Origin of the sequence: Pseudomonas sp. BF-RE-21, assembly GCF_019947305.1 — a bacterium.
GTDB classification, from domain to species: Bacteria; Pseudomonadota; Gammaproteobacteria; order Pseudomonadales; family Pseudomonadaceae; genus Aquipseudomonas; species Aquipseudomonas migulae.
The window spans coordinates 301,907-326,655 of record NZ_JAGYGF010000002.1; the positions used below are offsets into that span (position 1 = coordinate 301,907).

Below are 24,749 nucleotides of genomic sequence, written 5' to 3' on the forward strand. Positions count from 1 at the left end.
CAACCTCCGCACAAAACCCTGTAGGAGCTGGCTTGCCAGCGATGGCGGTGTGTCTGGCACACCGCGTGGAATTCATCGCCAGCAAGCTGGCTCCTACAAGGGTGATGTTCATTTCACTTCCGGCGGCGTGGTGAACGTGTGATACGGCGCCGGTGACGGGATGCTCCACTCCAGGCCTTCCGCGCCATCCCACGGTTTGGCCGGTGCTGGCGGGCCGCCGCGGATGGTCTTGATCACGATGAACAGGAAGAAGATCTGCGTGGCGCCGAACATGAACGCACCGATCGACGACACCATGTTGAAGTCAGCGAATTGCAGGTTGTAGTCCGGAATCCGCCGCGGCATGCCTGCCAGTCCCACGAAGTGCATCGGGAAGAAGGCCATGTTCATGCCGATGAACGACAGCCAGAAGTGCAGCTTGCCGAGGGTTTCGTCGTACATGTGGCCGGTCCATTTCGGCATCCAGTAGTAGGCCGACGCGAAGATCCCGAAGATTGCCCCCGGCACCAGTACGTAGTGGAAGTGCGCGACCACGAAGTAGGTGTCCTGGTACTGGAAGTCCGCCGGGGCGATGGCCAGCATCAACCCGGAGAAGCCGCCGATGGAGAACAGGATCACGAACGCCACGGCAAACAGCATCGGTGTCTCGAAGGTCAGCGAGCCTTGCCACATGGTGCTGGCCCAGTTGAACACCTTCACCCCGGTCGGCACCGCGATCAGCAGCGTGGCGTACATGAAGAACAGCTCGCCCACCAGCGGAATGCCCACCACGAACATGTGGTGCGCCCAGACGATAAAGGACAGGAACGCAATAGATGCCGTGGCATAGACCATCGAGGTGTAGCCGAACAGCGGCTTGCGCGAAAATGCCGGGATGATCGAGCTGACGGCACCGAAGGCCGGCAGGATCATGATGTACACCTCCGGGTGACCGAAGAACCAGAACACATGCTGGAACAACACCGGATCACCGCCACCGGCAGCACTGAAGAAGCTGGTGCCGAAGTGGATGTCCATCAGCATCATCGTCACGCAACCGGCCAGTACCGGCATCACCGCGATCAGCAGGAACGCGGTGATCAGCCAGGTCCAGACGAACAGCGGCATTTTCATCAACGTCATGCCGGGGGCGCGCAGGTTGAGGATGGTGGCGATCACGTTGATCGCGCCCATGATCGAACTGATCCCCATCAAGTGGATGGCAAAGATGAAGAACGTCACGCTTTCCGGCGCATAGGTCGTTGATAGCGGCGCGTAGAACGTCCAGCCGAAGTTCGGCCCGCCACCGGGGGTGAACAGGGTCGACACCAACAGCAGGAACGCCGCCGGCAGCAGCCAGAAACTGAAGTTGTTCATCCGTGGCAGCGCCATGTCTGGCGCGCCGATCATCAGCGGGACCATCCAGTTGGCGAGGCCGACGAAGGCCGGCATCACCGCACCGAAGACCATCACCAGACCGTGCATGGTGGTCATCTGGTTGAAGAACTCCGGCTGGACGATCTGCAACCCCGGCTGGAACAGTTCGGCGCGAATCACCATCGCGAACGAACCGCCCAAGAGGAACATGGAGAACGCGAACCACAGGTACAGCGTGCCGATATCCTTGTGGTTGGTGGTCAGCACCCAGCGCATCAGGCCTTTGGCAGGGCCGTGGGCATGCTCGGTATGGGTATGGACAGGGTCATCGATGACAGCCGTCATTTCATGTCTCCTGCAAACAGAGAGGCTGGGCGGGCCGGGGCGCAGAGCCCCGACCGGTTGCTGGTGTACGCAATAGACCGGGTCATTTGCTTTCCGCCTGTTTCAGCTCCAGCACTTCTTTAGGCGTGACCATGTCGCCTTTGTTATTGCCCCAGGCGTTACGTTCGTAGGTCACGACCGCTGCGATATCGACTTCCGACAGCTGCTTGCCGAACGCCGCCATGGCGGTGCCAGGCTTGCCGTGGAAGACAATGCCCAAGTGATCCTTGATCGGTCCGGTGGCGATTTTCGAGCCCTTGAGCGCCGGGAACATCGGCGGCAGGCCCTGGCCTTCGGCCTGGTGACAGGCCACGCAAGTGGTGTGATAGACCTTGTCGCCGCGCTCCTTGAGCTCGTCGAGGGTCCATTCCTTGCTGGTCAGTTCTTTGAGTTGCGCAGCCTCGGCCTTGCGCTCGCCCAGCCATTTTTCGTAATCGGCCTTTTCCTTGACCTCGACCACGATCGGCATGAAGCCGTGGTCCTTGCCGCACAACTCGGCGCATTGGCCACGATAGAGGCCGGGCTTGTCGACGCGGGTCCAGGCTTCGTTGACGAACCCCGGGATCGCATCGCGCTTGACCGCGAAGGCCGGCACCCACCAGGAGTGGATGACGTCGGCGGAGGTCACCAGGAAGCGCACCTTGGCGCCGATCGGCAGCACCAGCGGCTTGTCGACCTCAAGCAAGTAGTGCTCGCCCTTGGCTTCCTTGTTGTGGATCTGGTCGGCAGGAGTGGCCAGGTTGCTGAAGAACTCGACGTCCTGGCCCAGGTATTTGTAGTGCCACTTCCACTGATAGCCGGTGACCTGGATATCGATATCCGGCTCACTGGCGTCGTACATCTTGATCAGGGTCGCTGTCGCCGGTACCGCCATGGCCACCAAAATGATGAAGGGCACGATGGTCCAGAGGATTTCGACGGTAGTGCTTTCATGAAACTTGGCGGCCACCTGCCCGGTCGAGCGGCGGTGGAGGATCATCGACCAGAACATGGCGCCGAAGACGATGATGCCGATCACTACACAGATCCAGAAAATGGTCATGTGCAGGTCAAATACTGCGTGACTGATTTCAGTCGCTCCCGGCGCCATATTCACAGTCCAGGCCGCTTGTGCCTGACTGAAAATCGACCACAACAGGAGGCCCATCCAGACGTGTGGATGTCGCATCATTGCGGGTTCCCCTTATCGTTCTTGTTATCCCGCCGGCTTTCACCTGCGGCAAGGGAGCGGCATTTTCAGACTACGAACTTGAATCGCCGGGTCTTGCTGCGTGTGCAGTCGGACGTCATCAGCTAACTCCATTCCAACCCGAGTATAGACAGCGACTGCTACCTCGCAATGTGAGGGCGTAAATCATCTGAAACAGCTGGGACTTGCGTTCTAGGTCACGAATGGAGAAGGATGCAGAGGAGTGGTGGCACATCGATATAACTTTGACGTCTCAAGGATGAAATATTTATGACAAATGCGTCTTAGCAGATTTTGGATGCCAGCTAAGTTATGTCTTCCCTATTTCATTGCCTTTGTTTCCTGGAGTTTTCATGAACACCGCCGCATTGCGCGAGCAGATCCAAAAAGCCCAACAACATGAAGCCGAGACCGGCCTGCTGACACGTCAGCTGGAAAGCAAACTGCCTCATCTACACCCATCGATCCAACTGCCGGAGGCGGATGCCAATGGCGTGCTGACACGTTTTGTAGCCGCCTATATCGATGAAGTTCCTGATCTGCTGGATGCAGCCAATGAAGTCGCCAGGGAAGCGGGTATCGAGTCACAGATCAAACCGGTGCTGAAAATTGCCGAGCAATACTTCCTTCAGCCGCCAGAAATCATGGCAGGGCACGTCGGACTGGACAGCCTGCTGGACGAGGCCTATCTGGCGCATCGGTTTGTCGAAGAGGTCAACGACCTGTACATCAAGCATTTTGGCCAGCCACTGATCCCCTTGGACATGACTGTCGCCAACCTGATCGCTCACCAACTGATCGGTGAGGAATTTGCCAACCAACTGGATGAAGTGGTGCACCACGCGGTGGATAACATGCTCGACGATGAAAGCTTTGCGCTGGAGTCGGTCGAAGCCTACCGCGCGAAGCTCAGCAGCCCGGATACCGGCGCTGCTTGGAAACGCTGGCCATGCATGTCGCGCCGGCTGGGCGTAGGTCTTGAGCTGGACCAACCCGCCGCCTAATCCTCTTCTGTAGGAGCCAGCTTGCTGGCGATGAACGAAAACGCGGTTTATCTGACAGACCACGTTATCGTTCATCGCCAGCAAGCTGGCTCCTACAAGGTTAGGCGGTGGAGCCTACTCCGGCGGTGGTTCGCAACCGCCCTTCCAATCTACGCTTCAACCCCCGCGCCTCAATCAACAGCGTTGAACCCTTGGCCGCATTGGCCCGCCCCCATTCCTCAAGCAATTCCAGGCACGAATGATCGATGTAGCTCAGGTTATTGAGCGGCACATGCACCGTCGCGCCGGCGGGGATGGTCCCCAGCACCTGAGTCAGTGCCGGTACCTTGAGAAAGGTCGCCGCCCCGATCAGTCGTAATTCCATCTCACCGTCCTTGGGCAGATCGATCAGGCTGATTTTCAATCGTGAGGCCTTCCACGCCAGTTTCGCCAGCGTCAGACCGAAACCGATCAGCACGCCCGTCAACAGATCGGTAAAGATGATCGCCAGCGCTGTCGCCGCGTAAGTGAACATCGGCATCCGGCCGTATCGGCCCAGGCTGCGAAAGGCTTTCAGGTCCACCAATTTGAAACCGGTGTAAACCAACACACCCGCCAGGCTCGCCACGGGAATGCTTTGCAGCACGCTCGACAGCAGCAACACGAACGCCAGCAGCCACAGGCCATGGAATATCGTCGACATTCGGGTGGTGGCGCCGGCCTGCACGTTGGCCGAACTGCGCACGATCACGCCGGTCATCGGCAGCGCACCGAGCAGGCCGCAGAGCATGTTGCCCACACCCTGAGCCGACAATTCCCGGTCAAAGTCCGAGCGTTGACCGCTGTGCATGCGGTCTACCGCTGCGGCCGACAGCAGGGTTTCGGCACTGGCGATGAAGGCCACGGCGAAGGCGGCGATCAGCAAGGTCGGGTCGGCCAGGTTGAGCAAGTCTTCGGGTTTCAGCCAGTCGATGGCTTCCGCCAGATTGGCCGGGACTTCCACCCGTTTGACCTGCAAGGCGAGCATCAGGCTGGCGACCGTCGCCAGACCTACGCCCAGTAGTGCTCCCGGAATGAAGCGCAGGGAATGTGGGCGGAGTTTTTCCCACAGCCACATCACCGCAATCGTTGCGAGCCCGAGCAAGCCGGCCTGCCATCCAAAAGAAGGCAAGGCTTGAGCCACGGCAGCGGGGAAGGCGGCCAGGTTATCCAGCCCGGAAGGTTTCGGCACCGAGTCGAGCATCACATGCACCTGTGATAACACGATCAACACGCCAATCCCGGCCAGCATGCCGTAGACCACCGCCGGCGCCGTCACTCGAAACCAGCAGCCCAGCTTCAAGCGCCCGGCCACCAGTTGCAGGAAACCCGCCAGTAGCAGGATCGGCCCAAGCATGGCGATGCCGTGCTGGCGCACCAGTTCGAATACCAGAACGGCCAACCCGGCCGCCGGACCACTGACTTGCAGTGGCGAACCGGCAAGCCAGCCCACCACCAGACCACCGACGATCCCGGTGATCAGGCCTTTGGCGGGTGGCAGGCCCGAGGCGATGGCGATGCCCATGCACAAGGGCAGGGCGACCAGAAACACGACCACTGAAGCGAGCAGCTCCCGTGGCAGAACAGCTTTGAGTTGCGCTGCACGCATGGTGATTCTCCCGAAGTTTTCTTCAGGCATGGCAAGGCCGGACCGCTGAAACAGCGGCCGGGGTCAAACCACACAGATTTTTAGGAAGATTTAGAAGCGCGCTTTGGGCGTCGCCACTGGAATCGGATGGCTGCCATCGAGCGGCAGGAAACGACCCTGATCGGCGTCATAAGCTTTGATGGCGCTGGTCTCGATGTCGTAGACCCAGCCATGGATGAACAGATGACCGTTCGCCATGCGCGAAGCTACCGAGGGGTGGGTACGCAAGTGTTGCAATTGGGCGATGACATTCTCTTCGGTGAGGATGTGCATGGTCTCGTTTTCATCGGTGCAGTTGCAGTTGTCGTGCACCATGGTTTTCGCGACTTCCGCATGCCGCAGCCAGGCTTTGACTGTGGGCATCTTTTCCAGGCTGTCGGGATTGAGCACCGCACGCATCGCGCCACAATCGGAGTGGCCACAGATGATGATGTGTTGCACGCCCAGCGCCAGCACCGCGTACTCGATGGCCGTGGATACGCCACCGTTCATCTGACCGTAAGGCGGTACGACGTTGCCGACGTTACGGGTCACGAACAGATCGCCAGGCGAACTATGAGTGATCAGTTCAGGCACGATGCGCGAGTCGGCGCAGGTAATGAACATCGCCCTTGGCTGTTGAGCCGTGGCGAGTTTTTTGAAGAGCTCTTCCTGCTGGGGAAAGATCTCATGATGAAAATGCAAAAAGCCGTCAACAATATGCTTCAACGCTGCATCGGCGGTTTCTGCCTCGGTTTGGGCTGAAGCCGACGCAGCCAACGGCTGTTTATCCTTGTCACTCATGAATTCATCCTCATTGGCGGAGTCAGGGAATTTTCCCGTTTTGTCCGGTGTGAAGCCAGTGGCTGTATAAAAAACATCCAGGCCGTAAATCTCGACCCGTCAGTCACTCGATGAACAAGGTAGCGGCCGAATCTTAACTGAAACTGAATGAACCGCTCTAGAACGTGTGTTCCAGATCACAAAAAACGTGACCAGCCTAAATGCATCGCACGTTTTCCATTACTCACCATAGGCCAATTGTCCTTAAATCAGCGACATCTGGCGACCCGGCGGACAGAAGGCTTCGCAATCCAGATTGAATCCTTCCCGCTGATTGAGCCCCAGGCGTTTGATGGTTTTGGCAAAGCGTTGCGCCAGCAGGTCGGCAAATGGACCTTCGCCCCGCATCCGGCTGCCAAACCGACTGTCGTAGAGCTCGCCACCACGACTCTGGCGGATCAGGCTCAACACATGGGCCGCCCGCTGAGGATAGTGGGCCGCCAGCCATTCTTCGAACAGCGGCGCCACCTCCAGTGGCAGGCGCAGCATCATGTAGGCCGCACTTTGTGCGCCGGCCGCCTGTGCCTCGGTCAACAGGCTTTCGAGCTCGCTGTCGTTGATCATCGGAATCATCGGCGAACACAACACCCCCACCGGAATCCCGGCTTCACGCATCACCCGGATCGCCCGGAGACGGGCCTTGGGCGCTGCGGCACGCGGTTCGAGGATGCGTTTGAGTTCATCGTCCAGCGTGGTGAGGCTGATCATCACCGCCACCAGCCTTTGCTCGGCAAGTTCGGCCAGCAGGTCCAGGTCGCGAAGAATCAGCGAGCCTTTGGTGATGATGGTCACCGGGTGACGGTAACGCAGCAGCACCTCCAGGGTTTTGCGGGTGATTTTGTGTTCGCGTTCGATCGGTTGATAAGGATCCGTGTTGGAGCCCAGGTTGATCGGCGCGCATTGATAGCCGCGTTTGGACAGCTGTTCTTCCAGCACATCGGCGGCGTTGGTCTTGGCGATCAATCGGGTTTCGAAATCCAGCCCCGGCGACATGTCCCAATAGGCGTGGCTGGGCCGTGCGTAGCAATAAATGCAGCCATGCTCGCAACCGCGATACGGATTGATCGAGCGATCGAAGGGCAGGTCCGGTGAGTTGTTGCGGGTGATGATGGTTTTAGCGGTCTCGATGCGCACCTCGGTGCCTTGGGTCATCGGCGCCTCCTGATACCAGCCATCGTCCTCCGCCACCGAACGGTTTGGCGCGAAGCGGTTGTGCGGGTTGGTGGCGGTGCCGCGACCGCGGGGTGGCAAGGGAGTGCTCATCGGACAATACTCGTAGCTGTATGTGCATACAGTATCGAAGGTTGAGCGAACCGGCCAGTGCCGTTTGGCGCTCCGGCAAAGCAGGATGACCATTTATTGTGGAATTGATTGATAAGTACAACTTGGCGCAACGCCGGGAAACAAATATCGAATAGCCCTGACGCTAACTTGATAAGTAGTATTCGCTTCACACGAAGTTTCGTGTATTTACTTATTAAATGGAATTAATAAATGTCGTTATTTAATCAGCGCGGTATCTTTTTACAATTGCTGGCGCCAAGTATTGTCAACCCGCGGGAAGCGCAGGTATCGATGCAACTGGCTCGCAAGGAGCTGGGGTGGGACGCCGTGAATGAGCTGTCGACCGAGGCCTTGGTGGATTCAGCCTACGCGACGGCGGTCTCCAGTGATGGTGGCCGGTCCTTCACTATCAAAGTAGTCAATAGCGATGTGGACGGTGACGGCGATATCGACAGTGATGACAAGGAGAAACTGTTGGCCTTGGCGAAAGCGTATTCCAGTATCGTCAATCCTTAAGCCTGTTATTTAACTAAGCCTGTGTGAGATTCATACAGGCTTAGTTGCAATGGGGCATGAAACTATCGTCGTCCATGGTTGAACAATCGTATATAAATGGATGATTCACGATTCTTTGACAGACGGCTCACAGGTCTTTGACTGATCAGGGCTCAATCTGGCGTCGTCATCCCGCCTCTTTGCATACGGTCGCCGAGCATGTCCCTACGTCTTATCCCTGCGATGTGCCTGTCGCTGGTCGCATTCCTCAATCTGACGCTCGCCCACGCTGACGATGCGGTCGCACCCCGTCCTGCGGAGTGGGCTCAATCGGTCGAGGTGCAGTACAACCTCTTCCAGATGTCTCCAACGCTCTACCGCAGTGCATTGCCTGACCGCGGAGCCGTCCCGTTGCTGGAAAAACTCAAGGTCGCCACCGTGATCAACTTCCTGCCCGAGTCGGATTCAAGCTGGCTGGCCACGCCCGGTATAGACCAGGTGCAGTTGCCCTATCGCACCAACCACGTGGATGACGCGGATGTGCTCAAGGCCCTTCGCACCATTCAGGCCGCCGAAGCCAAGGGCCCGGTGTTGATGCACTGCAAGCATGGTTCGGACCGGACCGGCCTGATGGCCGCCATGTACCGGGTGGTGGTGCAAGGCTGGAGCAAGGAAGACGCCCTGAACGAGATGACTCAAGGTGGCTTTGGCGACAGCACCCATTTCAAGGACGGTATTCGTTACATGATGCAGGCGGATGCCGAGAAGCTGCGCACGGCCCTGGCCAACGGGGAATGCAGTACAAGCCCGTTCGCGGCCTGCTCGATGAAGAGCTGGTTCAAGTCGGCCCACGTTGAGTAACAGCACCTCCCACAGCATTGCGCTGCGGGAGGTCATTGCTGCACTCAGTGTTCGTCAGGCTTTTTCTTCAGCTTCGGGTTCGGGAAAAACTGCACGGCCTGAACCTTGGCGTCCGGCACCTTCAGCGCCGATGTGTTGACCCGTGTGCCCAATTCCTTGGGCACGGACAGGCCCTGTTCATTCAACGTGTCGGAATAACCGCAGCCCACGCACTCGCGATGCGGGACATCGTCTTCGCTCCACATCATCAATTTGTCCGGCTCGCTGCAGGCCGGGCAGACTGCCCCGGCGATAAAGCGTTTTTTCGTCTTCACAGGCCCCTCGCTCATGCTGCTGCGTCCTCACTCAGGCCGCTGTGGCGCAAGAGTGCGTCAATCGACGGGGCACGGCCACGGAAGTCGACGAACAGCACCATCGGCTCCTGCGAACCACCGCGCGCGAGGATCGCTTCGCGGAAGGCGCGACCGGTTTCGGCGTTGAGCACGCCGTCCTCTTCGAACTTCGAGAAGGCGTCTGCCGAGAGTACTTCAGCCCATTTGTAGCTGTAGTAACCCGCCGCATAACCGCCAGCGAAGATGTGCGCAAAGCTGTTCGGGAAGCGGTTGTAAGCCGGCGGGCGCATGACCGAGACCTCGTCGCGTATGCCTTCGAGCACTTGCAGCACGCTGCGGCCATCGCCGTGGGTGGCGTGCAGTTCGAAGTCGAACAGCGAGAACTCGAGCTGACGCACCATCATCAGGCCGGACTGGAAGTTCTTCGCGGCGAGCATTTTGCCCAGCAGGTCCTGCGGCAGCGGCTCACCGGTTTCATAGTGACCGGAAATCAGCGCCAGGCCTTCCGGCTCCCAGCACCAGTTTTCCATGAACTGGCTTGGCAGCTCGACCGCGTCCCACGCCACGCCGTTGATGCCGGATACGCCGGCGTGTTCGACGCGGGTCAGCAGGTGATGCAGGCCGTGACCGAATTCGTGGAACAGGGTGGTCACTTCGTCGTGGGTCAGCAGCGCCGGTTTGCCGCTGTCGGCCGGGGTGAAGTTGCACACCAGGTTGGCCACCGGGCTTTGCAACACGCCCTCGGCCGTGCGACGACGGTCGCGGGCGCCGTCCATCCATGCACCGCCGCGCTTGTTGGCGCGGGCGTAGAGATCAAAGAAGAAGCGGCCGACGTGCTGGCCGTTTTCCTTGATCTCGAACAGGCGAACGTCCGGGTGCCAGGCGTCGAAGCCTTTCTGTTCGGCGATCTCGATGCCGTACAGACGTTGAACGATGGCGAACAAACCGCCCAGCACTTTGTCGATCGGGAAGTAAGCGCGCAGGGCTTCCTGGGCAACGCTGTAACGTTGTTCGCGGAGTTTTTCACCGTAGAAACCGCTGTCCCAGCTTTGCAGGTCCGGGCAGCCTTGTTCGGCGGCGTAAGCCTTGAGCTGGTCCAGGTCCTGAGCGGCGAACGGTTTGCTGCGCTTGGCCAGATCGCGCAGGAAACTCAGCACCTGATCGCTGGATTCGGCCATCTTGGTGGCCAGGCTCAGCTCCGAGAAACTGGCGAAACCCAGCAGTTTTGCCAGCTCCTGACGCAGGTCGAGGATTTCTTCCATCACCGGCCCGTTATCGTTCTGGCCGGCATTCGGGCCTTGGTCCGACGCACGGGTGCAGTAGGCGGCGTAGACTTCTTCGCGCAGGGCACGGTCCTGGGCGTAGGTCATCACCGCGTAGTAGCTCGGGAATTCCAGGGTGATCAGGAAGCCTTCCAGATCCTTGGCCTGCGCAGCCGCAGCCATTTGTGCCTTGGCCGAATCGGTCAGGCCGGCGAGGGCGGCTTCGTCGGTTACGTGTTTGGTCCAGGCTTGAGTCGCGTCGAGCAGTTGGTTGGAGAAGCGGCTGCCCAGTTCGGAGAGCTTGCTTTGTACTTCGGCGTAACGCTTCTGCTCGGCTTCTGGCAGGTCGATACCCGACAGGCGGAAGTCACGCAGGGAGTGTTCCAGGATAGTTTTCTGCGCGACGTCGAAACCGGCGGCTTCAGGGCTGTTGGCCAAGGCTTCGAAGGCCTCGAACAGTTCGCGGTTCTGGCCCAGCTCGGTGGAGTAGGCGCTGAGCGCTGGCAGGCAGGACTCGTAGGCTTCGCGCAATTCGGGGCTGTTGCACACGGCGTTCAGGTGACTGACCGGGCTCCAGGCAGCGCCGAGGCGATCGTTGAGTTCGTCCATCGCCAGCACCAGGCCGGCCCAGGTTGGTTGTTTGCCCTGGGTTTTGAGGATCTCGATAATCGCGGCGCGGTTGTCAGCCAGGATCTGTTCAATGGCCGGTTGCACGTGTTCGGCCCGGATCGCCGAGAACGGCGGCAGGTCGTAGGACTGCAAAAGAGGGTTGTTCACGCTCACGTTTGGCACCTTGGCTGGAAGAAACATGCGGCCATCTTAATTACAATCGACGCTCACCGCAGCTATCGGCAACAGAGAGAAACCCTATCGTGACCCTTCGCAAGTATCAGAACCACACGCCGCTGCTGGGCAAAGGCGCTTTTGTCGACAGTTCGGCGGTGGTGATCGGCGACGTCGAAATCGGCAATGACAGCTCCGTTTGGCCGCTGACGGTGATCCGCGGCGACATGCACCGCATCCGCATCGGTGCGCGCACCAGCGTGCAGGACGGCTGTGTGCTGCACATCACCCACGCCGGGCCGTTCAACCCCGATGGCTTTCCGTTGCTGATCGGCGACGACGTGACCATCGCGCACAAAGTCATGCTTCATGGGTGCAGCGTGGGCAACCGGGTGTTGATCGGCATGGGCAGCATCGTCATGGACGGAGCGGTGGTCGCGGATGATGTGATCATTGGCGCCGGTAGCCTGGTGCCACCGGGCAAGCGCCTGGACAGTGGTTTTCTGTATGTAGGGAGTCCGGTGAAACAGGTCCGCCCGCTGACGGACAAGGAAAAAGCCTTTTTCACCTACAGCGCGGCGAATTACGTGAAGCTCAAGGACCTGCATCTGGCAGAAGGCTACGATCAGCTCTGACCCCGCGCCCTTATTCAGGATTCAACATGCATTACCAAACCGTTTTGTTCGACCTCGATGGCACCCTGACCGACCCGCGCGAGGGCATCACCCGTTCGATCCAGTTCGCCCTGAGCAAACTCGGCATCGAAGAACCCGACCTGACCAAGCTTGAACACTTCATCGGCCCGCCGTTGTTGCAGGCGTTCATGCAGTTCTACGACTTCGACGAGCCCAAGGCGTGGGAGGCGGTGAATTTCTATCGCGAGCGCTTCAAGGTCACCGGTCTGTACGAAAACCGCGTGTTCGATGGCGTCACCCCGCTGCTCGAAACCCTCGGCGGGCAAGGGCGTCAGCTGTACATCGCGACCTCCAAGCCGTGGATCTTCGCCCGGGAAATCGCCCGGCACTTCGATTTCGCCAAACACTTCAAGGTGATTTACGGCAGCGAGCTGGATGGCACGCGGACCAACAAAGTCGAGTTGATCGCCCACCTGATGGCGGAAGAAGGCCTGGACCCGGCCAACACCTTGATGATCGGCGACCGCAAACACGACCTGATCGGCGCACGCAGCAATGGGCTGGATGCGGCGGCGGTTGGGTATGGTTTCGGCAGCCGCGAGGAATTGAGTGCTGAAGCGCCGACCTATCATTTTGAAACGCTGGATGAGATGCATCAGGCGTTTTTGCAGCGCTGATAAGTACGCCTTCGCGGGCAAGCCTCGCTCCTACGGATCTTCATCAGTGCTGTAGGAGCGAGGCTTGCCCGCGAAGGCGTCCGCCGATACACATCCGGATCAACTGTTCTCACTCAAAACCCTTCTTGTCGTTCTAGCCTGAAGAGGCGGGCCACGATCAAGGAGGATCATCATTGCCGGAGTTAAAACACGCTCACCGATTGCGCACAGGACGATATTCGGAGTCCGGACAGATTTACCTACTGACAGCGGTGCTTTTGAATCGAGAACCGTTGTTCCGCGACTTCTACAATGGGCGTTTGGTGGTTGATGCTTTTCGAACGGCAGAGCGAGAAGAGTTTGCGACGTCGCTAGCCTGGGTCGTCATGCCCGATCATTTCCATTGGTTGATCGAGCTAAAAAATACTCAGCTACCCAAGTTGATGGCTCGGACCAAATCACGCATTGCAGTGACGCTTAATCGTTCAGTTGGCCGTCAAGGTCCGGTTTGGCAACACGGCTATCATGATCGCGCCATTCGAAAGGAAGAGGACTTGCAGGCGGTTGCTCGCTACATCGTCGCTAACCCGTTGCGTGAGGGTTTGGTTGAGAAGGTAGGGAATTATCCGCTGTGGGATGCAATCTGGTTGTGACCTTTAAGGGCCTCTTCGCGGGCAAGCCTCGCTCCTACAAGGGCTGATGAACAGCCGTAGGAGCGAGGCTTGCCCGCGAAGGGGTCCGTTCAATCACCGGAAATTTTCGATTCCGCCAACGTCTTTAATGCCGCCTTGCGCTCAGTAACCTCCAAAGCACCAAGCTTCTCCACCGCCGCATAAAACTTCACCCAATCCCCACCCGATTGCCGGAACAACGCCGCAAACGCTGGCACCCACTGGTCGTACAAACCGAACGGCAACAACCGCGCATTGTTCATCGGCGCATTGATCCACGCGTCATAGCGTTTATCTCCAGCCCACTGGCTGTCGCGTATCTGCCGGTATTCGGCTCGTAGCCGCTCGAACTCAGCGGCTTTTTGTTGCCTCATCTGCTCGGTTGGCAGCGGCAGGGCGTAGAGTTTTTCCAGTCGCGAGCGCGTATCCAGAACCAGCTGAATGAACTGATCCCGTCGCTGCGCCTGGGCGCCGTTGTCCGGCGCCAACCCGCGATGGGCGCGCCACTGCCGAGTGCCTTCCTGTTCAACGAACGTGGCGAAAGACTCGTTGAACTCCGTGTCGTCCTTCACATAAAAACGCTGATGCGCCAGTTCATGGAAGATCAGCGTTGCCAACCGTTCATCGCCCCAACCCATCATCGAACTGATAATCGGATCGTTGAACCAGCCGAGCGTCGAATAGGCCTCGACGCCGCCGATCGACACGTCCATACCTTGCAGTCGCAGCAACGCCGCCTCACCACGGGCCGTGCTCTGGTTGTAATAGCCGCGGTAGGCGACGCAACCGGCGACGGGAAAGCAGTGGTTTTGCGGCGTCAGGGAAAATTCCGGCGTGGCGAACACGTTCCAGACTACGAACGGTCGGCCAATGTCGGCGTACAAACGGTAGCTCTGGTTATCCGGCAGATGCAGCTGCTGGCTGGCAAACGCCCGGGCCTTTTGCGATTGGGCCAGATGCGCACGCAGCTTTTGATCGCGGGAGGAGTCGGCAATCACGTCGGAAACTGGCTCTCGAGCCCGCAGCAATTTCAGCTGGCCACTGGCCAATTGGCTGTAATAGCTGACGCTGGCGCAACCGTTGAGCAACAAAAACAACACACCCGGAAACAAAACACGCAAAACGCGATCAAGTAACCCAAGGCTTGGAAGCGGCCTGATCAAAATAAAATCATCCATGGAGAGTCTTCCCGCAAGACTATCCCGCCTGACTGGAGCTCCGCTATGCGCAAGATGATGCTGACGGGAGGCCTGTTGTTGCTGACAGGCTGTGCAGGATTCGGATTACCCCACCATGATCCGTCTCAAGCGTGGATCGATCTCGATACACCGCAGGAAGACACCGCACTGCAAGCGCTGGAAGTCGATGACAAGGCCTCCACCGACAAGCGCTACTTCGAGGTCCAGCCCGGCAGTCATGAATTGACGGTGCGTTATCTGTTCCCGGTCGATCCGAGCAACATCGGGCCGGACGCCGAGCCGCTATGGCGCGATTGCCAACTGAATGTGAAATTCAACAATTTCAACGCGGGTGAGAAATATCAGCTGCAAGCAGGGAATATCGGTTTTCGGCCGTGGGCCAAGCTCTATGACCAACAGCGAAAAGTGATAGGCCAAGGCACTCCGGCAGGCTGTCAACGGACCTGATCGGCGTTATGCTGAATGACCAAACATCGGGACATTCATCATGCGCAGGTTATTGCTATTGCTCGCGGCAAGCGCCTTTGCCGGTTGCCAGAGCCCGTTACCGGCGGTCAATCCTCAGATGGCCTGGGTCGAGTTTTCTACGCCATTCCCGAACGATAAGTTGCTGATGGCGGAACGACTGGACAAGCAGCGACTGCGCGACGGGCGTTTCTTCCAGGTGACGCCCGGCAGCCATGAGCTGGTCGTTCGATTCGACTTTGAAGTGCCCGGTGGCGGGGGCTTTGGTGTGATGAGCGGTCCCACGGAACGGTTGTGCTACCTGACCATCAACTACGATCATTTCGAAGCAGGCCAGCGTTATGTGCTGGAAGGCCGTTCGATAGCGTTCACTCCCGGCGCTCGTTTGTACAACGCCAAGCGGGAAATCGTCGCTGAAGACCGAGAGTCCTATTGCCTCATGTGAGGCGGATCAACTGTCGTTCTTCTGGTAAATGATGGCTTTGGTGCCGTTGTCGCAAGTGCCGACGACCATCGCGGCGTCATGCTGGGCGGCCTCTTCCTTCGACACGATTTCCAGCGTGTAGGAGGGCACGGCATTCGCCTGAATCTTCACTTCGATCTCATTCTTGAGTTCTTCGCAATCCTTGGGCGCAGCGAGTGCCGAAGTGGCCAGTACACTGCAGATAATCGCCAGGGCAAAACGTTTCATGGTTGAAGCTCCTTTGAGGCAGCACGCAGGTTGATGCGTTTTCACTGCTGTCATTTATTCGACCACAGGGACGCCAGCCGGGTTTTGTTTCAGCGCAAAAAAATCGCAGCCTGTCGAAGGCTGCGATTTTTTTTGCCCGATAAGACGGGTCTAGAGCAGCGTCGCATCCAGGCTGATTTTCGCATTCAGCACTTTGGACACCGGGCAGCCTTCTTTGGCTTTATTGCTCAGTTCCTCGAACTGCGCCTGGGTCGCCCCAGGGATTTTCGCCTTCAGGATCAACTTCACCGCAGTGATCGAAAACCCTCCGTCGACCTGGTCCAGCGTGACCTCGGCATTCGTATCGATGCTGTCAGCCTTGAGACCGGCGTCGCCGAGAATCATCGAAAAAGCCATGGAGAAACAACCGGCGTGGGCCGCGCCGATCAGCTCTTCCGGATTGGTGCCTTTACCACCTTCGAAACGTGCCTTGAAGCCGTAGGGCGCTTCTCTGAGAACACCGGTTTCGGTGGAAATCGAGCCGATGCCGGTTTTCAGGTCACCTTCCCAATGCGCCGATGCTTTTTTGGTAATAGCCATGTCTGCCTCCTCAAGATCCGGCGCGAAGCATCGCGCCTTCGTGGTTTTCGGTTGCCAGGGTTCTGAGGATAGACGGCGGTGCAAAGTTCACCTGAATTCATTAGTCCTACCGTTTTCGTAGGTTTTTTTGTCTCGGCTATTGAAACTCGGGTATATGCCCTCATTGCATGAAGCACGCTTATGGATTCGGCAGGTTTTCGTTTGCAAGAAAAAACCTGCGACCTCAACTGGAGAAGCAGGTTTATGAAACGACTGTCCGATATCAAGTTCTCGACCCTTGATCTGGTGCCCGTGCGCGAGAACGGCAGCGCGGCCCAGTCGCTGCGCAATTCCCTGGACCTGGCGCAGCACGTCGAAAAATTTGGCTACAACCGCTTCTGGGTGGCCGAGCACCACAACATGGACGGCATCGCCAGCTCCGCGACCTCGGTGTTGCTGGGCTATCTGGCCGGCGGCACGTCGACCATTCGGGTCGGTTCAGGTGGCGTGATGTTGCCCAACCACGCGCCATTGGTCATCGCCGAGCAGTTCGGCACCCTCGAAAGCCTGTATCCGGGCCGGATCGACCTGGGCCTGGGCCGCGCCCCCGGTTCCGATCAGATGACTGCACGGGCCTTGCGTCGCGAGCGTTCCGGCAGTGCCGATGATTTCCCTGAAGATGTGGCGGAGCTGGTGCGCTACCTCGGTCCACGCACGCCAGACCAGCGAATCATCGCCATGCCGGGCACCGGCACCAACGTCCCGGTCTGGTTGTTGGGGTCGAGCCTGTTCAGTGCACAACTGGCAGGTGAGCGCGGTTTGCCCTACGCGTTCGCTTCCCATTTCGCACCGCGCTTCATGCATGAGGCGATTCGCGTCTATCGCAATCACTTCAAGCCTTCAGCGGTATTGGACAAGCCCTACGTGATGCTTGGCGTTCCGCTGGTAGCGGCTGACACCGACGAGCAGGCCGAGTATCTGGCGACATCGGTTTACCAGCGCATCCTCGCGTTGATGCGTGGGCAAAGCCTGGTCCAGCGTCCGCCGGTGAAAACCATGGATGGCCTGTGGCTGCCCCATGAGAAAGACGCGGTGCATGATTTCCTGGGACTGGCGATGGTGGGTAGCCCGCAGAAAATCCGCGCCAAGCTGGACGTATTGATCGAGCAGACCCAGGCAGACGAGCTGATTTTTACCTGCGACCTGTATGAACATGCCGATCGCGTGCATTCCTATGAGCTGCTGGCGCAAGTCATGAAGGGCTGACGCTTAAACAGCGCGCATAAAAAAGCCGACGCCATTGCGTCGGCTTTTTCGTTTAACGATGGAATCGGCCTAGCGTTTGTAGACGATTTCCTTGGTGCCTTTCTCACAGGTGCCGACGACTTTTCCGCCAGCAGCGGTGCCCTTATCAACGATTTCCAGTGAGTAGCCAGAAACGCCTTTGGCATCCAGCTTCGCTGCGATTTCGGCTTTCAGCTCTTCGCATGCCTTGCCGTCAGCAAACGCCGCGCCCGCAAGGCTCAACAAACCTACCGCCAACATAAACTTCTTCATCGGTCGCATTCCCTGGTCGGATCAAAGGGAGCATCCAGCCATCAGCCGGATGCACTCATGTAGCGCTTTGCCATTCCCTATGGCACTCGGCCAGCGCGCAAGTTCAGAAGACTAGCTCAATCTTAGCTGCTGGCAATCCGGAACCCGACCTTGAGCGTCACCTGGAAGTGCGCTGCCTTGCCGTCCTTGATGTGCCCGCGGGTTTCGGTCACTTCGAACCATTCCATGTACTTGAGACTTTTACTGGCTTCGGCCAGCGCGTTGTTGATGGCGTCTTCAATGCTGCTGGTGGATGAGCCGACAAGTTCGACTTTCTTGTAAGTGTGATGGTCAGTCATGGGCGTTCTCCTCAGGGTGTGAAATACAGCCTAGCAGTGATTTTTCGTATTACTTCTGCCGGCCTTCAAGAGGCAGAAGTTCAGATTTACTGCACTTTCTTGAACCTCTGAAGTCCCAACCAACACACGCCACTCATCATCAATGCAGGAGAGCCACCATGGCCAATACCTCTTTACGTAAAGCCTCATTGCAAAGCATGGAAGCCGAGATCGAGAGTCTGTTGAAGTCTTTGGAGAACCTGAAGGACGACGCCTCGGACGAGTCGCGTAAAACCCTCAAGGCGTTGAAAGCCAACGCCGAGAGCGCCCTCAAGCATTCGCGTCATTTGCTCAGCGATGCGTACGAAGAAGTCAAAGTCAAAACCCGTGAAACCGGGATCGCCACTCGGGACTACGCCCAGGAACACCCTTGGACTACAGCCGGTGTCGCGGTGGGCGCACTGGGTCTGCTCGCAGCCTATCTGCTGTGTAAACGCGGAGATTAATCCGTCTGGCGTAGCTCGTTTTTCAGCCACTGCGCCAGTTGCCGAGCGCGTCCGTCCGCGGCGCGTTTGGGTAGCCACAACGCCAGTTGCGCCGGGGTTTCGCTGAAACCCCACGGCGCAACCAGGCGCCCTGCCTTCAAGTCCTCGGCGACTAAAGGTTCAGGGGCAATCGCGACACCGAGACCGGCCACTGCTGCCTCCAACAAATAATACAAATGCTCGAAGCCCTGCCCGTACTTCAACGCTTTGGCGTCGAGGCCGCTTTGCTGCGCCCAGCTTGGCCAGGCCTGCGGACGGGAAGTGGTGTGCAGCAACGGCTGCTTCAACAGCGCGCTTGCTGGCGCCTGTTGAAGCAGTTCGTAATCGGCGAAGCGTGGGCTCATGACCGGGCCGATGCGTTCGCTGGCCAATTCGTAAACCTGCATGTCCGCGGGCCATGGCGGCTCGGCGAACACCAGCAAAGCGTCCAGCCCCGGACGACGGGGATCGAGATCACCTTCTCCGGCGGACAAGTGCAGGCGCAGGTCCGGTAGATCAGCATTCAACCGACCCAGACGCGGAATAAACCAGCGCGCCAGTAGGCTGCCTGAACAGCCGAGCACGAACGGTGCGTCGGCGGTGCTTTGAGTCAGCTCGGCGCAGACCGTGCGCAAGCGCTCAAAGGCTTCAGCGCTGGCATCGCGCAATCGCACGCCGGCATCTGTGAGTTTAAGGCCGCGACCATCCTTGATAAACAGACTTACCCCGAGATGCTCTTCGAGCACTTTCAATTGCCGGCTGACTGCACCATGGGTGACGTGCAGCTGTTCGGCGGCCTGGCTGACGCTGTTCAGGCGGGCAGTGGCTTCGAAGGCGCGAAGCGCGTTCAGCGGGGGAAGGTCGTGGCTCATGGTATCTGTGAGTTTTCCTGACAGGTTGCGGCGATCTTATCGGTTTTCAGCCTGAGGCGTCAGGGGTAGAGTTAAGCCCACTCTCTTTTCAAAAGCTTCAACTCACCCATTCAACCGGAGCGACCCATGACCCAGACTAATCTGCGCAACGGCCCCGACGCCAACGGCCTGTTTGGCTCGTTCGGCGGCCGCTACGTCGCCGAAACCCTGATGCCGTTGATCCTCGATCTGGCCCGCGAGTACGAAGCGGCCAAGGAAGATCCGGCATTCAAAGAAGAATTGGCCTACTTCCAGCGCGACTATGTCGGACGTCCAAGCCCACTCTATTTCGCTGAACGCCTGACCGAGTTCTGCGGCGGCGCGAAGATTTATCTCAAGCGTGAAGAGCTGAACCACACCGGCGCGCACAAGATCAACAATTGCATCGGCCAGATCCTGCTGGCGCGGCGCATGGGCAAGAAACGCATCATCGCCGAGACCGGCGCCGGCATGCACGGCGTGGCGACGGCCACCGTGGCCGCGCGTTTTGGCCTCGACTGCGTGATCTACATGGGCACCACCGACATCGAGCGTCAGCAAGCCAACGTGTTCCGCATGAAACTGCTGGGCGCCGAGGTGATCCCGGTCGTGGCCGGCACCGGCACCCTGAAAGACGCGATGAACGAAGCGCTGCGTGACTGGGTGACCAACGTCGACAGCACCTTCTACCTGATCGGCACCGTGGCCGGTCCGCACCCTTACCCTGCAATGGTTCGCGACTTCCAGGCCGTCATCGGCAAAGAAACCCGTGACCAACTGCAAGCCCAGGAAGGTCGTCTGCCCGACAGCCTGGTGGCGTGCATCGGCGGTGGCTCCAACGCGATGGGCCTGTTCCACCCGTTCCTTGACGACAAGAGCGTCGAAATCATTGGTGTCGAAGCGGCCGGTTACGGCATCGAGACCGGCAAGCACGCGGCCAGCCTGAATGGCGGTGTACCGGGCGTATTGCACGGCAACCGGACCTTCCTGCTGCAGGATGACGACGGCCAGATCATCGACGCCCACTCGATCTCCGCCGGCCTCGACTATCCAGGCATCGGCCCGGAACACGCCTGGTTGCATGACATCGGTCGCGTTCAATACACCTCGGTGACCGACGACGAAGCCCTCGACGCGTTCCACAAGTGCTGCCGTCTGGAAGGGATTATTCCTGCACTGGAAAGCGCCCATGCCCTGGCCGAAGTGTTCAAACGCGCACCGACCCTGCCGAAAGATCACCTGATGGTGGTCAACCTGTCCGGTCGCGGGGACAAAGACATGCAAACCGTGATGCACCACATGGAAAACTCTCAACAAGTGCAGTCCCAGCAGGAGAAACACTGATGAGCCGCCTGCAAACGCGTTTTGCCGAACTCAAGGAACAAAACCGCGCCGCCCTGGTGACCTTCGTCACCGCCGGCGACCCGAGCTATGACACTTCCCTGGCGATCCTCAAAGGTTTGCCGGGTGCCGGCGCCGACGTGATCGAGTTGGGCATGCCTTTCACCGATCCGATGGCTGACGGTCCGGCGATCCAACTGGCCAACATCCGCGCCTTGGGCGCCAAACAGAACCTGGCGAAAACCCTGCAAATGGTTCGCGAGTTCCGCGAAGGCAACAGCGATACGCCGCTGGTGCTGATGGGTTACTTCAACCCGATCCACATGTACGGCGTACCGCGCTTCATCGCCGACGCCAAAGAGGCCGGCGTGGATGGCCTGATCGTTGTCGACCTGCCGCCCGAGCACAACGGCGAACTGTGCGACCCGGCCCAGGCTGCCGGTCTGGACTTCATTCGTCTGACCACCCCGACGACCGATGATGTGCGTTTGCCGACGGTCTTGAACGGCAGCTCCGGTTTCGTTTACTACGTGTCTGTGGCCGGTGTGACCGGTGCCGGCGCGGCGACGCTGGAGCACGTTGAAGAAGCGGTGGCCCGTCTGCGCCGTCACACTGATCTGCCGATCAGCATCGGTTTCGGTATTCGTACACCGGAGCAAGCAGCGTCCATCGCGCGCCTGGCCGACGGTGTGGTGGTGGGTTCGGCGTTGATCGATCACATCGCCAATGCCTCGACGCCGGATCAGGCGGTGGATGGCGTGTTGAGTCTTTGCGCGGCATTGGCCGATGGCGTGCGTCAGGCCCGCGTCAGCTGAAGGTAAAGTTCCTGATACAGAGGAATTAGAGCCTCGCGGTACAGACTAAACAGCAAGACCGAGGGCTTCAGGACTACGTTCTGAAGCCCTTTTTGCTGTGTGTGCCGTGAGGAAAGACCCGATGAAAATGCCGAAACGTCTGATTGCCAGCCTGGGTGTGCTGATGCTCAGTGCCACCCCGTTGCTGCACGCCAGCGCCGATCAGCGCGACGATCACGACCGCGGCGGTCAGCAACAGGGCCATTACGATAACCATGGCGATGACCATCGAGGCCCGCAGGACAACCATCGCGGTGGCCCTCCGCCACGGGACTTTGGTCCGGTACGCCAGACGATTCATGACAATCATGGCTACTTCGTACGGGGTGCGCCGCCACCTCCAGGCATTCATCTGGAGCGTGGTCGGCCATTGCCGCACGGTTATTACGGCGAACGCCTGGACAACCGCGCGCTGAGTCGGCTGCCGTATTACCAGGGTTACGAATGGCGCCGCGCGGGGGGCGACATTGTGCTGATCGCCGTGGGTACCGGGATCGTCTATGAAATTCTGGAAGGGGTGTTGTAAGCGACGCACCTCCCTGTAGGAGCTGGCTTGCCGGCGATGGTCGTCGAGATGGCGCGTTTGATCTGGCTAAACGCGGCGCTCTTGAGTTCTTCGCTGGCAAGCCAGCTCCTACAGGGGTTTATGCAACCGCTTCAGGGCAACTCCAATCCGCCCGCCGCTTTATGCAATTTACGCAAATGCTCGCCAACCTGCTTCAGGTTGGCTTCGTTGGCAGCCATCTCCGCCGCACGACTCGGGTCGAGCAGCGCTCTCACTTCCTTGTCCAGGTCGCCGGTCAGCGCCTGGAGCTGCTTTTGCCTCAGGCTGCTTTCCGATTCCAGGCGTTGCCACTCGCTGGGTTGCGGCAAGCCATAACCGCCGGTACCGAGCAGCTCCGCCGGACGACTGAGGAAGCCGCTGTTGGCGAGAATCTGCTTCAACGTCGCATTGGCCTTGTCCATGCCGCCGTTCTGCAATTCCCGGGCACCGAGATAGCGTTGCTTCACTTCGTCCTGGGCCAGCACCAGTTGTTGCCGGAAAGCGGCCTGTTCCAGTAGCAGCAAAGCCGCGCTGGTGCGCAGGTCAGCCTGATCAATCCATTTACGACGCTCTTCAGCCTTCAAGGCCAGCCAGTCTTCGACCTTGTCCTGTTTGATCGGCAGGTGCTTTTTCAGCACCTCGAACATCGCTTGATAGCGATCGCGGAAAGAGTCGAAGCGATAGCCCAGACGCAGCGCTTCGCGAGGATCGTCCAGCACGCTGGTATCCGCCAGGCCGCGACCCTTGAGCACTTCCAGCAAGCCGTTGGGCATGATGTTGTCCAGCCCGACCAGCTTTGCGTTGTTGGTGCCGCTGCGCAGCAACTTCAGGCCTTCTACCGCGCAGTTGTTGGACAGGAAGAAGTAATTGCCGTCGTAGCTCCAGTGCATCTCGGCGGCGTGTTCCACCACGTCTTCGATCTCGTTGCGCGACAGGTTCAGCGGCACCGAGGCGAGGCTGCGCAATTCGGTCTTGGTGTACTCATCGATGACCTGGGCCAGCGGCAGGACGAACAGGCGCGACGGGTATTTGCCGACCAATCCATCCCAGCTCGACAGCTGTACATCACCGACGAAGGCGCGGTAGGACAACACCAGGTGTTGATCCAGATCCAGCCGGCAATCCGGCCCTCGTGGCCGGCCGGGAGCACAGATCACCAGGCGCAACATGCTGTGGCCCCAGCGGCTGACCCAGTTCTGGTTGGCTTCGGCCAACAGATAATCCACGGCATACACCCGCTCCGGATCGACCTGGCCCAAAGGCTGTTTGGCGAAGTCGTTACCGGCATTGAGGAAGGCGAACGATTTACCGCAGGTGTCTTTGGCGGCGGGAGCCCAGCCGAAATGTTCTTTGTAGTAGCGATAGAGCGCAGGGCGGCGACAGACGTAGCTCGGGTCGAGGAGGAAGTACTCCATGTTCACCGCGACGAACTCTTTGGGGCTGCTGGTCTCGTAGATGTCCGGGCTGCGGGCGATCTGGCGGTTGTACTGTTCGCGCTCGCCGCGACGGCCCACGTATTGCGGCCAGCCTGCGAGGTCGAGCAGGCGCGGGTCATCGCTGAGGGTAAAGCGTCGGTCGGACTGGCCACGGCATTCATCCGGAATGCCGATTAGGCCGGAGCTGTTGGTGCGCCGGGTGCAGCGCTGGATCAGCGTGCGTTCGGTGGCTGGCCAAAAACGCGAGCGGTCATAGATGTGGGTGAGTTCGTGCAGCACCGTGGCCAGCATTTCCCTGCGCACGGTGCCGTGGGGGCGATAAGTCTTCTTGGTTGCGGCGCTGCCGTCGGTGAGGCTGGCGAGCAGGTTGCGGTTCAGGTCGAGTTCGGACACCAGCGACGCCTGGCCGTAGGCATTGCTCGGCATGTCATCGGTCCAGCCAACGTCGATGCGTCGGTCGAGCTGCTCGATGAACCGCGGCGGCAACGCCTGCATGGCTTCATCAAGCAGCGCCTGGCTGGCCTGCTGTTGCGCGGGACTCAGGCCTTCGGTCTTGAGCTGTAATTGCAGTCCGGCCTGAGCCGTGTTGCCGAGCAGCAACATGGCCCCCATCAGAAGCCAGGCATTTAGCGACCTCACAGTGCGAGGATGGCTTCGGCGATGACCTGATCACTGGCGTCCCGAGCTTCCGGCACGCGGGTGCGCAATAGGTTGAGCGCTGCTTCCAGGTGCGCGCCTCGGATATCACCATCACTGGCGACGAAACTGGCGGCATCGTCATGGGCTTCTCGAACGATTTTCGCGTCACGGATGGACGTCGTGGTATCGGAAGTGAAATCAAGGGTCCGGCGAGTGGCGTTGATGAGGATGTTGCTGGTGGCAACCAGGGTGTGCGCCTGGGTTACATCGGCCAACAGCAGCAGGCCAAGGGTGGCGACAATCAGCGGGCTACGCATGGAACGACTCCGGAGGA

At 59.1% G+C, this 24,749-nt stretch carries 28 protein-coding genes; 13 read left to right on the top strand and 15 right to left on the bottom strand.

The window, feature by feature from the left end:
• Window positions 1-108: 108 nt before the first annotated feature.
• Window positions 109-1,701 (bottom strand): cytochrome c oxidase subunit I, encoded by a 1,593-nt coding sequence (ctaD, locus tag KGB25_RS02985; RefSeq protein WP_008044690.1) that lies wholly within the window; start codon window positions 1,699-1,701, stop codon window positions 109-111.
• Window positions 1,702-1,783: 82 nt separating this feature from the next.
• Window positions 1,784-2,911: a cytochrome c oxidase subunit II gene (coxB, locus tag KGB25_RS02990; protein ID WP_008027701.1), complete on the bottom strand. Its 1,128-nt coding sequence runs from the start codon at window positions 2,909-2,911 to the stop codon at window positions 1,784-1,786.
• Between the two features lie 371 nt (window positions 2,912-3,282).
• Here coxB and KGB25_RS02995 point away from each other — a divergent pair, with 371 nt between their 5' ends.
• Complete coding sequence (locus KGB25_RS02995) at window positions 3,283-3,933, top strand: hypothetical protein (protein ID WP_008027703.1); 651 nt, start codon at window positions 3,283-3,285, stop codon at window positions 3,931-3,933.
• Window positions 3,934-4,033: 100 nt separating this feature from the next.
• Here the strand turns inward: KGB25_RS02995 and KGB25_RS03000 are convergent, their stop codons facing one another.
• The 3 genes from KGB25_RS03000 to KGB25_RS03010 form a co-directional block, all read right to left on the bottom strand.
• A complete protein-coding gene (locus KGB25_RS03000; protein ID WP_207285019.1) occupies window positions 4,034-5,560 on the bottom strand; it encodes a SulP family inorganic anion transporter in 1,527 nt (508 codons plus the stop codon).
• 90 nt (window positions 5,561-5,650) lie between these two features.
• Window positions 5,651-6,382 carry a carbonic anhydrase gene (locus KGB25_RS03005; protein WP_008044681.1) on the bottom strand — a complete coding sequence of 244 codons (732 nt, stop codon included), beginning with the start codon at window positions 6,380-6,382 and terminating at the stop codon, window positions 5,651-5,653.
• 243 nt (window positions 6,383-6,625) lie between these two features.
• Window positions 6,626-7,684: a PA0069 family radical SAM protein gene (locus tag KGB25_RS03010; protein WP_008027708.1), complete on the bottom strand. Its 1,059-nt coding sequence runs from the start codon at window positions 7,682-7,684 to the stop codon at window positions 6,626-6,628.
• Between the two features lie 231 nt (window positions 7,685-7,915).
• Between KGB25_RS03010 and KGB25_RS03015 the strand changes: the two genes are divergently transcribed.
• Both KGB25_RS03015 and KGB25_RS03020 read left to right on the top strand, forming a co-directional pair.
• Window positions 7,916-8,221: a hypothetical protein gene (locus KGB25_RS03015; RefSeq protein ID WP_223434192.1), complete on the top strand. Its 306-nt coding sequence runs from the start codon at window positions 7,916-7,918 to the stop codon at window positions 8,219-8,221.
• A 198-nt stretch (window positions 8,222-8,419) separates the two neighbouring features.
• Window positions 8,420-9,061 carry a dual specificity protein phosphatase family protein gene (locus KGB25_RS03020; RefSeq protein ID WP_008027710.1) on the top strand — a complete coding sequence of 214 codons (642 nt, stop codon included), beginning with the start codon at window positions 8,420-8,422 and terminating at the stop codon, window positions 9,059-9,061.
• A gap of 44 nt (window positions 9,062-9,105) precedes the next feature.
• Here KGB25_RS03020 and KGB25_RS03025 read toward each other — a convergent pair whose 3' ends face one another.
• Together KGB25_RS03025 and prlC are read right to left on the bottom strand one after the other, a co-directional pair.
• Window positions 9,106-9,390: a YheV family putative zinc ribbon protein gene (locus tag KGB25_RS03025; protein WP_192228111.1), complete on the bottom strand. Its 285-nt coding sequence runs from the start codon at window positions 9,388-9,390 to the stop codon at window positions 9,106-9,108.
• Entirely contained in the window at window positions 9,387-11,438 is a 2,052-nt protein-coding gene (gene prlC, locus KGB25_RS03030) for an oligopeptidase A (RefSeq protein ID WP_223434193.1), read from the bottom strand. The genes KGB25_RS03025 and prlC overlap by 4 nt, the downstream gene beginning before the upstream one ends.
• A gap of 89 nt (window positions 11,439-11,527) precedes the next feature.
• On the opposite strand from prlC, the gene KGB25_RS03035 reads away from it, so the two are divergent.
• From KGB25_RS03035 to KGB25_RS03045, 3 genes are all read left to right on the top strand, one after another.
• Entirely contained in the window at window positions 11,528-12,073 is a 546-nt protein-coding gene (locus tag KGB25_RS03035; RefSeq protein WP_008044675.1) for a gamma carbonic anhydrase family protein, read from the top strand.
• Between the two features lie 26 nt (window positions 12,074-12,099).
• The gene (locus tag KGB25_RS03040; protein WP_008044671.1) at window positions 12,100-12,750 is read left to right on the top strand and encodes an HAD family hydrolase; all 651 of its coding nucleotides are present in this window, start codon (window positions 12,100-12,102) and stop codon (window positions 12,748-12,750) included.
• 173 nt (window positions 12,751-12,923) lie between these two features.
• Window positions 12,924-13,382: an REP-associated tyrosine transposase gene (locus KGB25_RS03045; protein ID WP_223434194.1), complete on the top strand. Its 459-nt coding sequence runs from the start codon at window positions 12,924-12,926 to the stop codon at window positions 13,380-13,382.
• Window positions 13,383-13,471: 89 nt separating this feature from the next.
• On the opposite strand, the gene KGB25_RS03050 is transcribed toward KGB25_RS03045, so the two are convergent.
• Window positions 13,472-14,563 carry an aminopeptidase gene (locus KGB25_RS03050; protein WP_223434200.1) on the bottom strand — a complete coding sequence of 364 codons (1,092 nt, stop codon included), beginning with the start codon at window positions 14,561-14,563 and terminating at the stop codon, window positions 13,472-13,474.
• A gap of 60 nt (window positions 14,564-14,623) precedes the next feature.
• Between KGB25_RS03050 and KGB25_RS03055 the strand changes: the two genes are divergently transcribed.
• Window positions 14,624-15,046, top strand: coding sequence for a hypothetical protein (locus KGB25_RS03055; protein ID WP_008027723.1), 423 nt, complete (start codon window positions 14,624-14,626; stop codon window positions 15,044-15,046).
• 40 nt (window positions 15,047-15,086) lie between these two features.
• Entirely contained in the window at window positions 15,087-15,509 is a 423-nt protein-coding gene (locus KGB25_RS03060; RefSeq protein ID WP_008027726.1) for a hypothetical protein, read from the top strand.
• Window positions 15,510-15,515: 6 nt separating this feature from the next.
• On the opposite strand, the gene KGB25_RS03065 is transcribed toward KGB25_RS03060, so the two are convergent.
• Both KGB25_RS03065 and KGB25_RS03070 read right to left on the bottom strand, forming a co-directional pair.
• Window positions 15,516-15,755 carry a DUF1161 domain-containing protein gene (locus KGB25_RS03065; RefSeq protein WP_008044665.1) on the bottom strand — a complete coding sequence of 80 codons (240 nt, stop codon included), beginning with the start codon at window positions 15,753-15,755 and terminating at the stop codon, window positions 15,516-15,518.
• Window positions 15,756-15,905: 150 nt separating this feature from the next.
• Window positions 15,906-16,334 (bottom strand): OsmC family protein, encoded by a 429-nt coding sequence (locus tag KGB25_RS03070; protein ID WP_008027730.1) that lies wholly within the window; start codon window positions 16,332-16,334, stop codon window positions 15,906-15,908.
• 243 nt (window positions 16,335-16,577) lie between these two features.
• Between KGB25_RS03070 and KGB25_RS03075 the strand changes: the two genes are divergently transcribed.
• Entirely contained in the window at window positions 16,578-17,579 is a 1,002-nt protein-coding gene (locus KGB25_RS03075) for an LLM class flavin-dependent oxidoreductase (protein ID WP_008027732.1), read from the top strand.
• A 69-nt stretch (window positions 17,580-17,648) separates the two neighbouring features.
• Here the strand turns inward: KGB25_RS03075 and KGB25_RS03080 are convergent, their stop codons facing one another.
• Complete coding sequence (locus KGB25_RS03080; protein ID WP_008044661.1) at window positions 17,649-17,870, bottom strand: DUF1161 domain-containing protein; 222 nt, start codon at window positions 17,868-17,870, stop codon at window positions 17,649-17,651.
• A 122-nt stretch (window positions 17,871-17,992) separates the two neighbouring features.
• Window positions 17,993-18,208 carry a dodecin gene (locus KGB25_RS03085; RefSeq protein ID WP_008027736.1) on the bottom strand — a complete coding sequence of 72 codons (216 nt, stop codon included), beginning with the start codon at window positions 18,206-18,208 and terminating at the stop codon, window positions 17,993-17,995.
• A gap of 158 nt (window positions 18,209-18,366) precedes the next feature.
• On the opposite strand from KGB25_RS03085, the gene KGB25_RS03090 reads away from it, so the two are divergent.
• Entirely contained in the window at window positions 18,367-18,693 is a 327-nt protein-coding gene (locus KGB25_RS03090) for a YqjD family protein (RefSeq protein ID WP_008027738.1), read from the top strand.
• Here KGB25_RS03090 and KGB25_RS03095 read toward each other — a convergent pair.
• Window positions 18,690-19,583 carry a LysR family transcriptional regulator gene (locus KGB25_RS03095; protein WP_207285026.1) on the bottom strand — a complete coding sequence of 298 codons (894 nt, stop codon included), beginning with the start codon at window positions 19,581-19,583 and terminating at the stop codon, window positions 18,690-18,692. The two genes, KGB25_RS03090 and KGB25_RS03095, sit on opposite strands and share 4 nt — an antisense overlap.
• Window positions 19,584-19,709: 126 nt before the next feature.
• Here KGB25_RS03095 and trpB point away from each other — a divergent pair, with 126 nt between their 5' ends.
• From trpB to KGB25_RS03110, 3 genes are all read left to right on the top strand, one after another.
• Entirely contained in the window at window positions 19,710-20,945 is a 1,236-nt protein-coding gene (gene trpB, locus KGB25_RS03100) for a tryptophan synthase subunit beta (protein ID WP_008027742.1), read from the top strand.
• Entirely contained in the window at window positions 20,945-21,757 is an 813-nt protein-coding gene (gene trpA, locus KGB25_RS03105; RefSeq protein ID WP_008027744.1) for a tryptophan synthase subunit alpha, read from the top strand. Before trpB ends, trpA begins: the two co-directional genes overlap by 1 nt.
• 121 nt (window positions 21,758-21,878) lie before the next feature.
• On the top strand, window positions 21,879-22,322 hold the full coding sequence (locus tag KGB25_RS03110; protein WP_207285027.1) for an anti-virulence regulator CigR family protein: 444 nt from the start codon (window positions 21,879-21,881) through the stop codon (window positions 22,320-22,322).
• Between the two features lie 131 nt (window positions 22,323-22,453).
• On the opposite strand, the gene KGB25_RS03115 is transcribed toward KGB25_RS03110, so the two are convergent.
• Window positions 22,454-24,415 carry a DUF4105 domain-containing protein gene (locus KGB25_RS03115; RefSeq protein WP_223434195.1) on the bottom strand — a complete coding sequence of 654 codons (1,962 nt, stop codon included), beginning with the start codon at window positions 24,413-24,415 and terminating at the stop codon, window positions 22,454-22,456.
• Window positions 24,412-24,732, bottom strand: a complete 321-nt coding sequence (locus KGB25_RS03120) for a DUF2388 domain-containing protein (protein ID WP_008027752.1) — start codon at window positions 24,730-24,732, stop codon at window positions 24,412-24,414. The genes KGB25_RS03115 and KGB25_RS03120 overlap by 4 nt, the downstream gene beginning before the upstream one ends.
• Window positions 24,733-24,749: the final 17 nt, after the last annotated feature.

Coding starts and splice junctions, on each gene's coding strand:
- KGB25_RS03065 (WP_008044665.1), bottom strand. CDS start 15,755: ATGAAACGTTTTGCCCTGGCGATTATCTGCAGTGTACTGGCCACTTCG.
- KGB25_RS03055 (WP_008027723.1), top strand. CDS start 14,624: ATGCGCAAGATGATGCTGACGGGAGGCCTGTTGTTGCTGACAGGCTGT.
- KGB25_RS03110 (WP_207285027.1), top strand. CDS start 21,879: ATGAAAATGCCGAAACGTCTGATTGCCAGCCTGGGTGTGCTGATGCTC.
- KGB25_RS03120 (WP_008027752.1), bottom strand. CDS start 24,732: ATGCGTAGCCCGCTGATTGTCGCCACCCTTGGCCTGCTGCTGTTGGCC.
- KGB25_RS03095 (WP_207285026.1), bottom strand. CDS start 19,583: ATGAGCCACGACCTTCCCCCGCTGAACGCGCTTCGCGCCTTCGAAGCC.
- KGB25_RS03060 (WP_008027726.1), top strand. CDS start 15,087: ATGCGCAGGTTATTGCTATTGCTCGCGGCAAGCGCCTTTGCCGGTTGC.
- KGB25_RS03000 (WP_207285019.1), bottom strand. CDS start 5,560: ATGCGTGCAGCGCAACTCAAAGCTGTTCTGCCACGGGAGCTGCTCGCT.
- coxB (WP_008027701.1), bottom strand. CDS start 2,911: ATGATGCGACATCCACACGTCTGGATGGGCCTCCTGTTGTGGTCGATT.
- KGB25_RS03040 (WP_008044671.1), top strand. CDS start 12,100: ATGCATTACCAAACCGTTTTGTTCGACCTCGATGGCACCCTGACCGAC.
- KGB25_RS03075 (WP_008027732.1), top strand. CDS start 16,578: ATGAAACGACTGTCCGATATCAAGTTCTCGACCCTTGATCTGGTGCCC.
- KGB25_RS03015 (WP_223434192.1), top strand. CDS start 7,916: ATGTCGTTATTTAATCAGCGCGGTATCTTTTTACAATTGCTGGCGCCA.
- KGB25_RS02995 (WP_008027703.1), top strand. CDS start 3,283: ATGAACACCGCCGCATTGCGCGAGCAGATCCAAAAAGCCCAACAACAT.
- KGB25_RS03010 (WP_008027708.1), bottom strand. CDS start 7,684: ATGAGCACTCCCTTGCCACCCCGCGGTCGCGGCACCGCCACCAACCCG.
- KGB25_RS03080 (WP_008044661.1), bottom strand. CDS start 17,870: ATGAAGAAGTTTATGTTGGCGGTAGGTTTGTTGAGCCTTGCGGGCGCG.
- trpA (WP_008027744.1), top strand. CDS start 20,945: ATGAGCCGCCTGCAAACGCGTTTTGCCGAACTCAAGGAACAAAACCGC.
- ctaD (WP_008044690.1), bottom strand. CDS start 1,701: ATGACGGCTGTCATCGATGACCCTGTCCATACCCATACCGAGCATGCC.
- KGB25_RS03085 (WP_008027736.1), bottom strand. CDS start 18,208: ATGACTGACCATCACACTTACAAGAAAGTCGAACTTGTCGGCTCATCC.
- KGB25_RS03070 (WP_008027730.1), bottom strand. CDS start 16,334: ATGGCTATTACCAAAAAAGCATCGGCGCATTGGGAAGGTGACCTGAAA.
- KGB25_RS03020 (WP_008027710.1), top strand. CDS start 8,420: ATGTCCCTACGTCTTATCCCTGCGATGTGCCTGTCGCTGGTCGCATTC.
- KGB25_RS03090 (WP_008027738.1), top strand. CDS start 18,367: ATGGCCAATACCTCTTTACGTAAAGCCTCATTGCAAAGCATGGAAGCC.
- KGB25_RS03025 (WP_192228111.1), bottom strand. CDS start 9,390: ATGAGCGAGGGGCCTGTGAAGACGAAAAAACGCTTTATCGCCGGGGCA.
- trpB (WP_008027742.1), top strand. CDS start 19,710: ATGACCCAGACTAATCTGCGCAACGGCCCCGACGCCAACGGCCTGTTT.
- KGB25_RS03005 (WP_008044681.1), bottom strand. CDS start 6,382: ATGAGTGACAAGGATAAACAGCCGTTGGCTGCGTCGGCTTCAGCCCAA.